The organism is Rathayibacter sp. AY1A5, assembly GCF_002930875.1.
In the GTDB taxonomy this organism is placed as follows: domain Bacteria; phylum Actinomycetota; class Actinomycetes; order Actinomycetales; family Microbacteriaceae; genus Rathayibacter.
Map to the genome: position 1 here is coordinate 22,293 of NZ_PSTM01000010.1, position 14,122 is coordinate 36,414.

The window sequence follows — 14,122 nt, forward strand, 5'->3', positions numbered from 1 at the left end:
CCTCCCGCGCATGACCGCGTCAGCCCGCACCGCCGCGACGGCGCCCCTCTTCCACCCCGACCTCGCGCTCGGCCGCTTCCTCCCGCCGATCGTCCTCGGCCCGCGACTGCTGCGCCTCGCCACGCGACGCGCCGCCGAGGGAGGCGAGGCCCCGCCCGACATCGTGGTCGACGACGTCGAGATCCCCGTCGCCGGAGCCGCTCCCGTCCGGGCCCGCAGCTACCGGCCGCGCATCCTCCGCGGTACCGCTCCCGCGCTCCTCTGGGTGCACGGCGGCGGCATGGTGCTCGGCAGCCACCTCCAGGACGAGGCGTCCTGCATCGACTTCGCCCGCACCCTGGGCATCACGGTCGTCTCCGTCGACTACCGCCTCGCGCCCGCGCATCCGGCCCCGGCTGCCGTCGAGGACGTGCTGGCCGCGTTCGACTGGCTCGTCGAGCACGCGCAGGAGCGCGGCGTCGACCCGGCGCGCATCGCCGTCGGAGGCGCGAGCGCGGGCGGCGGCATCGCCGCGGGTGCGACCCTCCTCGCCCACGACCGCGGAGGAGCGCAGCCCGCGTTCCAGCTGCTCGTCTACCCGATGCTCGACGACCGCACCGTCACCCGGCCCGGTCCTCCTCCTCGCGGAGTCCGCGTCTGGACCCCGGGCAGCAACCGCTTCGGCTGGACCGCCTACCTCGCCGGCGAGCCCGGCGGCCCCGGCGTCACGGCCTACGCCGCCCCCGCCCGCCGCGACGACCTCACGGGCCTGCCGCCGGCCTGGATCGGCGTCGGCGGCCTCGACCTCTTCCACGACGAGGACGTCCGCTACGCCGAGCGCCTGCGCGCGGCCGGAGTGCCGTGCGGGCTCGAGATCGTGGAGGGCGCCTTCCACGGCTTCGACGCCCTGTTCCGCCGGACCGGCGTGGCGAAGCGCTTCTGGGCGGCGCAGGCCGCGGCGCTCGGCGAGGCCCTCCTCGCCTGACCTCCGCGTCGACGCGCCGGGCCGATTCCGTCTCCGGCGCTCGGCACTGCGAGGCTGAGGGGCGACGGCCGCCGCCGTCCGCGCGTCACCCGTGCCGTGCCTGCCGCGCACCCGTCTCCGCCCCGTCGCCCCGCCGCCCCGCCCCGCCCCGTCTCCCGGAGGACCCATGGACATCGACCGCCTCGCCACCCGCTACGAGATCGCCCTGCCCGCCTGGATCGGTGACGCCCTCCGCGACGTCCCCGAGGTCCTCCCGAACCTCGAGGACCGGATGGCCCTCGTGCACGCGCTCGCCGACCGCAACTTCCGCGAGGGGAACGGCGGCCCGTTCGCGGCGATCGTCGTCGAGCGCGACTCCGGTCGTCTCGTCTCGGTCGGAGTGAACGTCGTCCTCGGCAGCGGGGTCTCGTCCGGCCACGCCGAGGTGACGGCGCTCGGTCTCGCGCAGACCGCGCTCGGCACCTGGGACCTCGGCGGCGAGGGCCTCCCCGCGCACGACCTGGTCGTCAACTGGCGCCCGTGCGTGCAGTGCTACGGAGCGACGATGTGGTCGGGGGTGCGCCGCCTGGTCGTCGCGGGCTCCGGCCCCGAGCTCGAGGAGATCAGCACCTTCGACGAGGGGCCGATGCGCGAGGACTGGGCCGCGCAGTTCGAGGCCCGCGGCATCGAGGTCGTCGACGGCGTACTCCGCGACGAGGCCCTCGACGTGTTCCGCGCCTACCGCGCCTCCGTCGACTCCGGCGAGGTGCTCGTCTACAACGCCCGCGCCGACTCCTGATACCGCGGCGGGTCCGGTCCTCGCATCGGTTCCGCGCCGGACGCACGGGAGCCCCGCCTCAGCGGGGCCCCGTGCGGTCCTGAGCTGCCGGCCGCTGGATGCGGTCAGCGGCGGCTCAGCGCCACCAGTCGTCGAACATCGACAGCGGCACCTGGCGCTTGTGCTCGGTCGCGGCGTACCGCGCCTCGATGGCCTCGGCGACGGCCCGGTCGACCTCGCCGCCCTCGAGGTACGTGTCGAGGTCGGCGTAGGTGAGCCCGAGGTTCGTCTCGTCGGTCTGGCCGGGGTTGTCGTCGAGCAGGTCCGCCGTCGGCGCCTTCTCGTAGAGCCGGGCCGGTGCGTCCAGGTGCTCGAGGAGCGAGCGCCCCTGCCGCTTGGTGAGACCGGTGAGCGGGAGGACGTCGGCGCCGCCGTCGCCGTACTTCGTGAAGAAGCCGGTGACCGCCTCGGCCGCGTGGTCGGTCCCGACGACGAGCATCCCGGCCTGGCCGGCGATCGCGTACTGCGCGATCATCCGCATCCGCGCCTTCACGTTGCCCTTCACGAAGTCGCTGATCGGCTCGTCGACCGCGTCGCCGAATGCTGCGGCCACGCCGTCGACGCCCTGGTGGATGTCGAAGACGACCTGGCGGTCCGGGCGGATGAACGTGAGGGCGAGCTGGGCGTCCTCCTCGTCGGCCTGCACCTTGTACGGCAGGCGGACCGCGATGAAGGAGGCGTCGCCGCCGCTCGCGCGGACCTGCTCGACCGCGAGCTGGCAGAGGCGCCCGGCGAGGCTCGAGTCCTGGCCGCCGCTGATGCCGAGGACGAGGCCCTTCGCGCCGGTGCTGCGGAGGTAGTCGGCGAGGAATCCGCTGCGCCGTTCGACCTCGACGGCCGGATCGACGGCGGGGGAGACGTGGAGCTCGGAGATGATCTGCTGTTGGACGTCGCGCACGGCTTCACGCTACTCCGGATGCTCCCCGGCGGCCCCTCCTCGCCGCGGACGCGCAGGCTCCCGACGCCTCCCCGAAACAGGGGCCGCCCGCCGCGTCCGCTCGGCGCGGCGCCTACCCGCGCTCGGCGACGATGCGGGCGATGCGCGCCGGGACGGTGTCGTCCTGGAGGCTCGTCACGTCTCCGAGCGGGCGGCCGTCGCGGATGTCGCCGAGCAGCCGCCGCATGATCTTGCCGGAGCGGGTCTTGGGCAGATCCGGCACCACCACCACGTCGCGCGGCTTGGCGATCGGCCCGATCGCGACCGCCACGTGGTCGCGCAGGAGCGCCGAGAGCGTCGTGCCGAGCGCGGCCCAGTAGGCCGGGTCCTCCTCGGCGCGGTCGACGGCCTCGTCGGAGGGGATGACGAACGCCGCGATGGCCTGGCCGGTCGTCGCGTCGGCGACTCCGACGACTCCGGCCTCGCCGACGGCCGGATGGGCGACGAGTGCCGACTCGATCTCGATCGTGGACAGGCGGTGCCCGGAGACGTTGATGACGTCGTCGACGCGGCCGAGCACCCAGACGTCGCCGTCGGCGTCGTACTTCGCGCCGTCCCCGGAGAAGAACCACCCCTGGGACGCGTAGCGGGCCCAGTAGGAGTCGCGGTACCGCTCCGGGTCGCCCCACACGGTGCGGGCGAGCGCCGGCCCGGTCCGGTCGACCACGAGGTAGCCGCCGGAGCCGTTCGGCACCCGCTCGCCGTGCTCGTCCACCACGAGGACGCCGAGCCCGGGCAGGGCTCCGAGCGACGAGCCCGGCTTGAGGGTCGAGACGCCCGGCAGCGGGCACATCACCGCAGCGCCGGTCTCGGACTGCCACCAGGTGTCGACGATCGGGCAGCGCCCGCCGCCGATCGCCTCGTGGAACCAGACCCAGGCCTCGGGGTTGATGGACTCGCCGACGGTGCCGAGCAGGCGCAGGCTCGACAGGTCGTACCGGTCGGGCACGCCCTCGGGGAACCAGGTCATCAGCGTCCGGATCAGCGTCGGCGCCGTGTAGTAGACGGTCACCCCGTACCGCTCGATGATCTCGAAGTGCCGGGCGGTGTGCGGGGTGCTCGGGGTGCCCTCGTAGATCACCTGGGTGAGCCCGTTCGAGAGCGGTCCGTAGATCTCGTAGGTGTGCGCGGTGACCCAGGCGAGGTCGGCGGTGCACCAGTGCACGTCGTCCGGCTTCGCGTCGAACACCGCCCAGTGCGTCCAGGAGGCCTGCGTGAGGTAGCCGCCGCTGGTGTGCACCAGTCCCTTGGGCTTCCCGGTCGTGCCGGAGGTGTAGATGATGAACAGCGGCGTCTCGGAGTCGAAGGCCTCGGCCTCGTGGACGTCGCTCTGCGCGTCGACCAGCTCGTGCCACCAGACGTCGCGGCCCGGGGTCCACGGGACGTCGGTCTCACCGGTGCGGCGGACGACGAGGACGTGCTCGATCGACGCGACGCCCTCGACCGCCCGGTCGGCGCTCGCCTTGACCGGCACCGCCGCTCCGCGCCGGAACTGCCCGTCCGTGGTGACCAGGAGCTTCGCGCCGGTGTCCTCCACGCGGAACCGCACCGCCTCGGCGGAGAAGCCGCCGAAGACGAGCGAGTGGATCGCGCCGATCCGCGCGATCGCGAGCGTGATGACGACGGTCTCGGGGATCACCGGGAGATAGACGACGACGCGGTCGCCCTTCCCGATCCCGAGCGCGGTCAGCGCGTTCGCGGCGCGGGAGACCTCGCGCTGGAGCTCGGCGTAGGTGATCGACCGCCGGTCGCCGCGCTCGCCCTCGAAGTGGAGGGCGGTCTTCCCGCCGCGTCCCGCGTCCACGTGGCGGTCGACGCAGTTGACGGCCACGTTCAGCCGTCCGCCCTCGAACCAGGTCGTGCGCGGCACCGAGAGCGAGCCGTCGGGCAGCGGAGCGGCAGGCTCCCAGCTGTGGGCGGTGTGCCACGGCTCCGCCCACTCGAGGCGGCGGGCGGCCTCCTCCCAGAACGCGACCGGATCGGCGGCGGCGCGCGAGTACTCCTCCGCGCCCGCGTTCGCCTGCGCGGCGAAGGCCGCGGGCGGGGGGAACCGGCGGTGCTCGTCGAGCAGGTTGGCGATCGTCCCGCTCACGCTCGGAGCTCCCTCCCCGGCGCTCACGCCCACTTCCTCACGGCGTAGCGCTGGAACACGCCGACGACGGCATCGGTGAGCTTGCCCAGCACGGCCAGCAGGACGATCGCCAGGAACACCCGGTCGATCCGGCCGTTGTTCTGGCTGTCGATGAGGCGGAAGCCGAGGCCCATCGAGGAGGCGATGAGCTCGGAGGCGACCAGGAACAGCCACGACTGGGCGAGCGCGAGGCGCAGCCCGGAGATCACGGAGGGGATCACCGCGGGCAGCTGCACCGTCGTGAAGAGCCGGACGCCCGAGAGGCCGAAGGCGCGGCCCGCCTCGACGAGGTGCCGGTCGACGTGGCCGAGCGCCGTGGCCACCGTGGTGAAGACCGGGAAGAACGCGCCGATCGTGATCAGCGTGATCTTCGACTCCTCGCCGATGCCCATCCAGAGCAGCAGCAGCGGGACCCAGGCCAGCGACGGGACCGCCCGGATCGCGCCGAGGGTCGGCCCGAGGACGACCTCCCAGACGCGGGAGAGCCCGAAGAGCGCGCCGACCACGAGCCCGAGCGCCGAGCCGAGCGCGAACCCGATGAGCACGCGCTGCGTCGAGATGGCGACGTCCTGGCCGAGGTCGCCGCGCTGGGCGAGGTCGACGCCGGCCGCCCAGACCATCGCGGGCGAGGGGAAGACCGCCACCGAGACCATCCCGGTCGTCGTCGCGATCTGCCAGGCGGCGAGCAGCAGCACGGGCAGGATCGCGCCTCCCGCGACCACGAACCACCGTCGCGTGGTGAGCGGGTGGGAGCGGTCCTCGCGGAGGCGGCGCTGGGAGGCCGCGACCGACGGGCCCGCAGTCACGAGTCCGGGCTCACCCGGCATCGGCGCGGACAGCGCGCTCCGCCGCAGCACATCGGCGTCGGTCGCGGTGTCGTCGTCGCGGATCGTCATCGTCGGTCTCCTCGGATCACGGGGTCGGGGGCGGAGGGCCGGACCCTCAGGCGCCGATGGCGCTCGGGTCGGCCGCCGAGGCGTAGGTGTCGTCGAGCAGCGAGTCGAGCGCGTCGTCGACCTGCTGCTGCGAGGCGACGTCGCCGTTCTCGACGAAGATCGGGCCGATCACGGCGAGCACGTCGGTCTGCGCGGAGCCGGGGACGTTGTCGACGTCGAGGTTGCTGCGCTCGGTGATGACCGTCGTCGCCACCGCCACGTCGAGGCCGGCGACGGAGGCGAGGATGCTCGCCGTCTCGTCCTGGTTCTCGAGCGCCCAGGCGCGGGCGTGCTCGTACGCGTTCACGACGGTCTGCGCGAGGTCCGGCTTCTCGGCGAGGAAGCTCTCGGTCGCGTTGAGCAGGCCGTAGGAGTTGAAGTCGACGTTGCGGTAGAGCAGGGTCGCCCCGGCCGCCTCGGCGCCGGCCATGATCGGGTCCAGGCCCGCCCAGGCGTCGACGGAGCCGTTCTGCAGCGCCGCCCAGCCGTCGGCGTGCTGCAGGTTCTGCACCGTCACGTCGCCGATGCCCAGCCCGGCGGCCTCGAGCGCCTGCACCAGGAAGAAGTACGGGTCGGTGCCCTTGGTGGCCGCGATCTGCTTGCCCTCGAGCTGCTCGACCGACGTGATCGCCGAGCCGGCGGGGACGACGAGGGCCGACCACTCCGGCTGCGAGAAGATGTCGATCGTCTTGATCGGCGAGCCGTTCGAGCGGGCGAGCAGCGCGGCGGAGCCGGCGGTGGAGCCGACGTCGATCGCTCCGGCGCGCAGGGCCTCGTTGGCCTTGTTGGAGCCGGCCGACTGCACCCAGGCGACGGTGACCTGCTGCTCGGCGAGGGCGGCCTCGAGCCAGCCCTTCTCCTTGATGACCAGGCTCAGCGGGTTGTACGTCGCGAAGTCGAGCGTGAGCGTGCCGCCCTGAGTTCCTCCGGAGGCGGCGTCGGCGGTCGCGGCCGCCGCTCCTCCTCCGCCCTCGCCCTGCACGCAGCCCGCGAGGAGCGGGACGGCGGCGGCGGTGAGCAGACCGGCGAGAGCGGTGCGGCGGGTGAGCGGGGAGCTGGTGAACGACATGGGGGCCTCGGCTTCGGGGATGCGGTGACAGCGAGTGTGGACGCTGCAGGGGAGGGGCGGTGCGGGGAGGTGCTCGTGCGGTGGAGAGCGGGAGGAGGAGGCGGCTGGGGAGGGAGGTCGTGCCGCCCGGACCGTGCCGCCCGGGTGGAGGGATGCGGGTCGATCCGCCCGGGGTCAGTGCCGCTCGATGCCCAGCCCCGCGAGGAGCTCGGCCCGGTGCTCGGCGAGCTCCGCCGAGCCGCGGTCGCGCGGCCGCGCTCCGGGGACGGTGACGATCCGCTGGATGCGCGAGACGCCTCCGGGCTCGTCGCGCCCGAGGAGCACGATGCGGTCGGCCAGCTGGAGGGCCTCGTCGACGTCGTGGGTGACGAGCAGGATCGTCGCCGGAGCCGCCGCGTGCACGTCGAGCAGCAGGTCCTGCATCCGCAGGCGGGTCAGCGCGTCGAGCGCCCCGAAGGGCTCGTCCAGGAGGAGCACGCCGGGGTTCCGGGCGAGGGCGCGGGCGAGGGAGGCGCGCTGGGCCATGCCTCCGGATACCTCGCGGGGCCGCGAGCGGGCGTGCGCGGTGAGGCCGACCAGCGAGAGCAGCTCGTCGACGGCGGCGCGGGCGGCCGGGCGCGGGGTGCCGCGCGGCAGGCCGAGCGCGACGTTGTCGGCGATGCTCCGCCAGGGCAGCAGCCGCGGCTCCTGGAACGCCACCGCGCAGCGCGGGTCGATGCCGGAGACGGGGGCGCCGTCGATGAGGACGGACCCCTCGGAGGCGGTGTCCAGGCCCGCCGCGATGCGCAGCAGCGTGGACTTGCCGCAGCCGCTCGGGCCGAGGATCGCGATGACCTCGCCCGCGGCGGCCTCGAGCGTCACGTCCGTCAGTACGGGGGACCCGGGCGCGAAGGTGCGGCCGACCCCCTCGAAGCGCACGGGGAACGCCGACTGGCCGAGCTCGGCGTCGAAGGCCAGGCTCGTGCGGGCGGCGGGGGTGGCGGGCATGTCTCTCCGGGCAGCGGGACGGGCGGGCGGATCGTCCGATCGTACGGAGAGGCTCCCGGCGGCACAGCGGGGACCGACACGGGGAGTAACACAGGGGGTGGGACGCGGAAGGCCTCCCCGGTCCGCGGACGGGGGAGGCCTTCCGCCGGAGGGCTACGCCTGGACGAGCACGAGCTCCTCGAGGGGCAGGCGGGTGCGCGGCGCGGTCTCGCGCTCGCGGAGGGTCTCGTTCGCCAGCGCGTCGGCGTCGGCCGCGACTCCCACCGCGGCGATCGTCACCGGGTCGAAGCGCTCGTCGACGCCGAACGCGGCGCGGACGGCGTCCTTGTCGAAGCCGGCCATCTGGTGCACGTGCAGGCCCTCGTGGTGCGCCTGGACGCTGAGGTGGGCGATCGACTGGCCGAGGTCGTAGACGGCCCAGGGGCGCGGCTTCCCCTCGGAGTCGACGGTCTCGGCCAGCGCGACGACCAGGACGGCGGCGGAGCCGGCCCAGGCGCCGTTGAAGCCGGCGAGCGTCGAGACGATGCGGTCGAACCCGTCGGTTCCGCGGCGGGCGACGATGAAGCGCCACGGCTGCGAGTTGCTGGCGGACGGGGACCAGCGCGCGGCCTCGAGGAGGGACGCGAGGGTCTCGTCGGAGACGGTCGCGGACGCGTCGTAGGAGCGGGGGCTCCAGCGCTCCGCGAGGACGTCGAGGATCGGGGCGCTGGTGCTGGCGGTGCGGGAGGCGGTGGCGGACATCGCGGGGCTTCTTCCGTGCGGGGGACTGGGGGAGGGGCTCCGTCGCCCGTGGAGCCCAACCGTCCCCGCCCCGCGGGCATTCCCGCGCGTGCACGGCAGGCGCCCGCGCGCGCGTTCGCCCACGGAGGAGCGGGCCGCCTCCGAGCCCCGGAACGGTACGGTGGGAGACGGCGTGGTCACCCCGCGCACCACCATCCACGACTCTGGAGGATCATCCATGGCCCAGCACTTCGACGTCGTCGTCCTGGGGGCAGGCCCCGGCGGATACGTGGCCGCGATCCGCGCCGCCCAGCTCGGCAAGTCCGTCGCCGTCGTCGAGAAGCAGTACTGGGGCGGTGTCTGCCTCAACGTCGGCTGCATCCCGTCCAAGGCGCTGCTGCGCAACGCGGAGCTCGCCCACCTCTTCCACACCCAGGCGAAGCAGTTCGGCATCTCGGGCGACGTCTCGTTCGACTTCGGCGCGGCGTTCGACCGCAGCCGCTCGGTCGCGGACGGCCGCACCAAGGGCGTCCACTTCCTGATGAAGAAGAACAAGATCGCCGAGTTCGACGGCGTCGGCTCCTTCACCGGCCCGCAGGGCCTCGACGTGCAGCTGAGCAAGGGCGGCACGGAGTCGCTGACCTTCGACGACGCGATCATCGCGACCGGCGCGAGCGTCCGCCTCCTCCCCGGCGTCGAGCTCTCCGAGAACGTCGTCACCTACGAGACCCAGATCATGACCCGCGAGCTCCCCGACACGATGGCCATCGTGGGCGCGGGCGCGATCGGCATGGAGTTCGCCTACGTCCTCAAGAACTACGGCGTCGACGTGACGATCATCGAGTTCATGGACCGCGCCCTCCCCAACGAGGACCCGGACGTCTCCAAGGAGATCCAGAAGCAGTACAAGAAGCTCGGCGTCGAGATCCTGACCTCGACCAAGGTCGAGTCGGTCGTCGACAAGGACGGCTACGTCACGGTCACCTACACCGCGAAGGACGGCACGCAGTCGACCCTCGAGGTCGACAAGGTGCTCATGTCGATCGGCTGGGTCCCCCGCACCGAGGGCTTCGGCCTCGAGAAGACGGGCGTCGAGCTCACCGAGCGCGGCGCGATCGCGATCGACGACCACATGCGCACCAACGTGCCGCACATCTACGCCATCGGCGACGTCACCGCGAAGCTCCAGCTCGCGCACGTCGCGGAGGCGCAGGGCGTCGTCGCCGCCGAGACCCTCGCCGGTGCCGAGACCCAGACCCTGGGCGACTACCGGATGATGCCGCGCGCGACGTTCTGCCAGCCGCAGATCGCCTCCTTCGGCCTCACCGAGAAGCAGGCGACGGACGAGGGACACGAGATCACCGTCTCGACCTTCCCCTTCATGGCGAACGGCAAGGCCCACGGCCTCGGCGAGCCCACCGGCTTCGTGAAGCTCATCGCGAGCAAGAAGTACGGCGAGCTCCTCGGCGCCCACATGATCGGCCCGGACGTCTCGGAGCTGCTCCCCGAGCTCACGCTCGCCCAGAAGTGGGACCTCACCGCGACCGAGCTGGCCCGCAACGTGCACACCCACCCGACGCTGTCGGAGGCGCTGCAGGAGGGCTTCCACGGCCTCAAGGGGCACATGATCAACATGTAGGGCTCGTCCCTCCACGGCCTCCGGCCCGCAGGATCCCGCTCGGCTCGTCCGCGGCGGATCCTGCGGGCCGGAGCCGTCTCCGGGGGTGCCCGCCGGGCTCCGGCGCCGCTCCCGCTACCGTGGCCCGATGGATCCGCGCCTGCTCGACCGCCTCGCCGCCGACGCCTGGCCCGCGCTCGTGCGGCGCCCCCTCGGCCCATGGGAGCTGCGCGCCTCCTCGGGGGTCACGAAGCGCGCGAACTCGGTGCTCGCGTCCGGCGACGTCGTCGACCAGGGGGCGGCCCTCGACGCGGCGGAGGCGTTCGCCCGCGAGCACGGGATCGCACCCCTCGTGCAGATCGGACCGCCGAGCCCTGCCGGTCTGACCGGGTTGCTCGCCGAGCGGGGCGCCGCGCCGATCGACCGGACGCTCGTGCTGACGGGTTCGGTGCAGGAGGCGCTCGCCGCCCTGTCCACGACGTCGGGGTCCGCGCCGTCGAGGCCAGTGCCGCCGAGGCCCGCGCCGCAGCCTCGCGTCCGCCTCGCCCCGGCTCCCGACGAGGACTGGCTCGCCCTCTGGTGGTCGGTGGACGGTCGCGGTGGCGCGGAGGAGCGTGCGGTCGCCGAGCGCATCCTCGCGGGCTGCCCCTCCTCCTACGCGCTCGCCGTCGACGGGGACGGCCCGGCCGCGACCGGCCGCCTCGCGCTCGTCACGGCGCCGGACGGCGAGCTCTGGGGCGGCCTCTTCGCGCTGGCGACCCGGCCGGACGCCCGGCGCCGCGGGCTCGCCTCCGCCGTGATCCGCGCCCTCCTCGAGGACGCGTCCGGCCGGGGCGTCGCGCGCTTCTGGCTCCAGGTGCTCGCCGAGAACGCCGGCGCCCGCCGCCTCTACGCGTCCCTCGGTTGCCGCGAGTCGTCCTGGTACGAGTACTGGCGCTGACCCGCTCGCGGAGGAGGAGCGGGGTGCCCGGGTCAGGCGTTCGCGAGCACGGCGCGGGCGACGGCCTCGGCCTTCGCCGCGTCGCCGGTGACGGTCACGCGCCACCACACGTCGTCGGCGAGCGCGTCGATCTCGCAGACGCCCGCCGCGCAGCCGGTGAGGGCCTTCTCGCCGAAGCCGTCGAGCGGCTCGAGCGGGATCGCCAGGCCCGAGGTCAGCGAGAGGTTCCGCCAGCCGTCGTCGCCGTTCGGGAGCGCGTCGACCGTCACGCCCGAGTAGGCGGCGCTGGAGGCGTCGCTCCAGCTGCAGGAGGCGTACCCGGCCCGGGCGGCGGCAGCGGCCGACGCGGTGGTCGGCGTCCCGGTCCCCGTCCCCGCGGTCGCCTGCGCGAGACCGGCGGCACCGAACAGCTGCTCGGCCGTCAGGACCTCGGTGCAGACGGGCGCCGTCGCGGTGACCGGCTCGTCGAGGGTGCCGAGCGCGGCGGAGGCGGTGCCGGTCGCCAGCGCGGCGAGGTCGACGGCCGCGGGGGCGCCGCGCAGCTGCAGCGTCACCCAGGTGGCGCCGGCGAGCAGGTCCAGGTCGCAGCTGCCGTCGGTGCAGGAGCCGTAGGCCTCGACGGCGGTCTCGAGGCGCGGGCCCGGACGGCCGGCGAAGGCCTCGGCGGCGTCGTCGACCGCGGCCGCGGTGATCGAGGCGTCCTCGTCGTACCAGGCGCAGCGGAGCACTCCGCCGTTCTCCTCCGCGGCCTCGCGGATCAGCTCGCCCGAGGAGCGCGTCGTCACCTCGCGGCTGCCCTCGAGAGCGCTGCGGGAGACCCCCAGCGCCGAGGCCGCCCGCGTGGCGGGGAGGAGGGAGTCGCAGCCCAGGCGGGTCGAGGCCGTGGGCGTGGGCGAGGGCGTCGGAGTCGCGGAGGGAGTCGGAGCGGCGGTCTCGGACGCCGACGGGGTGGCCGCGACGTCCGAGCGCTCGGCCGACGTGCAGCCCGTCAGCGCGACGAGAACGGCGAGCGCGGCGCCGACCGTCGTCAGGCGCGGGAGGCGGGCCCTCACGCGGCCAGCTCGCGCTCGATCGCGGCCGTGAACGCGTCGATGTCGTCCTCCGTCGTGTCGAAGGAGCAGACCCAGCGGACCTCGCCGGTCGCCGGGTTCCAGTCGTAGAAGCGGTAGGCGGCGCGGAGCCGGTCCGCGACTCCGGGCGGCAGCGTCGCGAACACCGCGTTGGCCTGGGTCTGCTGCGTGAACTCGAGCCCGGTGATCCGGCCGGCGGCGATCGCCTCCTCGAGCCCCGAGCGCAGGCGCGCCGCCATGGCGTTCGCGTGCCGGGCCGAGCGGAGCCACAGGGGCTCCTCCTCGCCGCCGTCGCCGAGCAGGGCGAGCAGCTGCGCCGAGATGAAGCGCATCTTGGAGGACAGCTGCATGTTGGTCTTGCGGAGGAAGGTCAGCCCGGTCGAGGCCGCCGGGTCGAGCACGACGATCGCCTCGCCGAGCAGGATGCCGTTCTTGGTGCCGCCGAACGAGAGCACGTCGACGCCTGCGTCGGTCGTGAAGGAGCGCAGGGGCAGGCCGAGGGCGGCCGCGGCGTTCGCGATGCGCGCCCCGTCCATGTGCAGCCGCATGCCGAGGCCGTGCGCGTGGTCGGCGAGCGCGCGCACCTCCTCCGGGGTGTAGACGGTGCCGAGCTCGGAGGACTGGGTGATCGAGACCACGAGCGGCTGGGCGCGGTGCTCGTCGCCGAAGCCCCACGCCTCCTGGTCGACCAGCGCCGGGGTCAGCTTGCCGTCGGGCGTGGGGACCGTGAGGATCTTGATCCCGCCGACCTTCTCCGGCGCTCCGCCCTCGTCGGAGGTGATGTGCGCGGTGCCCGCCGAGACGACGGCGCCCCACCGCGGCAGCATCGACTGCAGGCCGGTGACGTTGGCGCCCGTGCCGTTGAAGACGGGGAAGGCCTGGGCCTGCTCGCCGAACTCGCGGCGGAACGCCTCCTGCAGGCGCTCGGTGTAGACGTCCTCGCCGTAGGCGATCTGGTGCGCTCCGTTGGCCGCGGCGATCGCGGCGAGGACCTCGTCGTGCACTCCGGAGTAGTTGTCGGAGGCGAAGCCGCGGACGTCGGGATCGTGCAGAGCGCTCATCCCTCCATCTTCGCAGCCCGCCGCCCGGAGGAGCCCCGGAGGCGCCCGCCGAGACACCCCTCCTGCCTCCCGCATGTTTCGGGCAGGTGAAAGGACGACGACCCGAAAGCCGATCTCCGTCAAGAAGTTGGTATCGGCTGGGAGGCAGGCCACTCTTGACGTATGCGCATGGACACGACGGGAGCTGTCCGCGACATGCCCGCCCCTCCCGGGGTGGACGAGATCGCGGCTCGCTTCGGCGATCCCGTCCTCGCGTTCGCGCCCCAGCCGAGGCTGGAGGAGTTCGCCGCGGCGCAGACGATGGCGCTCGGCCGCTTCGTCGAGATCTCGCTCTCGTACTCGTTCTACAAGAACCCGCGCAACCGCGCCGACCCCGTCAACCACGTCCCGCTGTCCCCCGAGCAGAAGCGCGCGATCGAGCGCGCCGAGAACGACCACCTGCCGCCGTGGATGGTCGACCAGGTGACGCGGATGCGGTACCCGGTGCTCTGGGAGGCGGTCCGCACCTCCGTGCCGATCCCCGCCGAGCGCAGCCGGCCCCTGGAGTCCCGCCTCGCGGCCCACATGGGCGACGTGCTCCGCAACACCTTCCCGGGCCGCGTGCGCAGCCGCCGCGGCGGGATGCCGGTGGTCGCCGCCGCCCTCCGCGACGAGGACGTCGTGCGGGGCGTCCCGGTGATCGTGGACGGTGAGGCCCTGCGCGGCTACCGCGTGGACACCGATCCGGACGTGGTCGCGATCGGCGCCCGCGTCGACGGCCGCTACATGACGGTCGTGCTCGACCGGAAGATCGTGCCGGAGATCCGGATGGAGTTCGTCCGCCGCACCCCGCCGCGCCCGGCCTCGAGCCAGTCCCGGCGCTGACCGCCCGGC

General features: G+C 73.9%; 13 protein-coding genes. 5 read left to right on the top strand and 8 right to left on the bottom strand.

The features are described from left to right. Positions 1-10 precede the first annotated feature (10 nt). Positions 11-964 (top strand): alpha/beta hydrolase, encoded by a 954-nt coding sequence (locus C5B98_RS08800; protein ID WP_104222822.1) that lies wholly within the window; start codon positions 11-13, stop codon positions 962-964. 166 nt (positions 965-1,130) lie between these two features. Continuing rightward, complete coding sequence (locus tag C5B98_RS08805) at positions 1,131-1,742, top strand: nucleoside deaminase (RefSeq protein ID WP_181065506.1); 612 nt, start codon at positions 1,131-1,133, stop codon at positions 1,740-1,742. A gap of 115 nt (positions 1,743-1,857) precedes the next feature. Here the strand turns inward: C5B98_RS08805 and nadE are convergent, their stop codons facing one another. The 6 genes from nadE to C5B98_RS08835 form a co-directional block, all read right to left on the bottom strand. After that, positions 1,858-2,679: an ammonia-dependent NAD(+) synthetase gene (nadE, locus tag C5B98_RS08810; protein ID WP_104222821.1), complete on the bottom strand. Its 822-nt coding sequence runs from the start codon at positions 2,677-2,679 to the stop codon at positions 1,858-1,860. A 112-nt stretch (positions 2,680-2,791) separates the two neighbouring features. Continuing rightward, positions 2,792-4,810, bottom strand: a complete 2,019-nt coding sequence (gene acs / locus C5B98_RS08815; RefSeq protein WP_104273546.1) for an acetate--CoA ligase — start codon at positions 4,808-4,810, stop codon at positions 2,792-2,794. A 23-nt stretch (positions 4,811-4,833) separates the two neighbouring features. Further along, the gene (locus C5B98_RS08820) at positions 4,834-5,745 is read right to left on the bottom strand and encodes an ABC transporter permease (protein ID WP_244229541.1); all 912 of its coding nucleotides are present in this window, start codon (positions 5,743-5,745) and stop codon (positions 4,834-4,836) included. Between the two features lie 46 nt (positions 5,746-5,791). Continuing rightward, positions 5,792-6,853, bottom strand: a complete 1,062-nt coding sequence (locus C5B98_RS08825) for an aliphatic sulfonate ABC transporter substrate-binding protein (protein ID WP_104327643.1) — start codon at positions 6,851-6,853, stop codon at positions 5,792-5,794. A gap of 174 nt (positions 6,854-7,027) precedes the next feature. Next, positions 7,028-7,840, bottom strand: coding sequence for an ABC transporter ATP-binding protein (locus C5B98_RS08830; RefSeq protein WP_104222820.1), 813 nt, complete (start codon positions 7,838-7,840; stop codon positions 7,028-7,030). A gap of 153 nt (positions 7,841-7,993) precedes the next feature. After that, complete coding sequence (locus tag C5B98_RS08835) at positions 7,994-8,581, bottom strand: nitroreductase family protein (RefSeq protein ID WP_104250693.1); 588 nt, start codon at positions 8,579-8,581, stop codon at positions 7,994-7,996. Positions 8,582-8,798: 217 nt separating this feature from the next. On the opposite strand from C5B98_RS08835, the gene lpdA reads away from it, so the two are divergent. Both lpdA and C5B98_RS08845 read left to right on the top strand, forming a co-directional pair. Continuing rightward, positions 8,799-10,199, top strand: a complete 1,401-nt coding sequence (gene lpdA, locus C5B98_RS08840; protein WP_104222818.1) for a dihydrolipoyl dehydrogenase — start codon at positions 8,799-8,801, stop codon at positions 10,197-10,199. 127 nt (positions 10,200-10,326) lie between these two features. Continuing rightward, entirely contained in the window at positions 10,327-11,118 is a 792-nt protein-coding gene (locus C5B98_RS08845; RefSeq protein WP_104327677.1) for a GNAT family N-acetyltransferase, read from the top strand. 32 nt (positions 11,119-11,150) lie between these two features. Here the strand turns inward: C5B98_RS08845 and C5B98_RS16940 are convergent, their stop codons facing one another. Both C5B98_RS16940 and C5B98_RS08855 read right to left on the bottom strand, forming a co-directional pair. Beyond that, positions 11,151-12,170, bottom strand: a complete 1,020-nt coding sequence (locus tag C5B98_RS16940; protein ID WP_181065507.1) for a hypothetical protein — start codon at positions 12,168-12,170, stop codon at positions 11,151-11,153. Further along, positions 12,167-13,249, bottom strand: a complete 1,083-nt coding sequence (locus C5B98_RS08855; RefSeq protein WP_104222816.1) for a low specificity L-threonine aldolase — start codon at positions 13,247-13,249, stop codon at positions 12,167-12,169. The genes C5B98_RS16940 and C5B98_RS08855 overlap by 4 nt, the downstream gene beginning before the upstream one ends. 168 nt (positions 13,250-13,417) lie before the next feature. On the opposite strand from C5B98_RS08855, the gene C5B98_RS08860 reads away from it, so the two are divergent. Further along, complete coding sequence (locus C5B98_RS08860) at positions 13,418-14,113, top strand: hypothetical protein (protein WP_104317757.1); 696 nt, start codon at positions 13,418-13,420, stop codon at positions 14,111-14,113. Positions 14,114-14,122 lie beyond the last annotated feature (9 nt).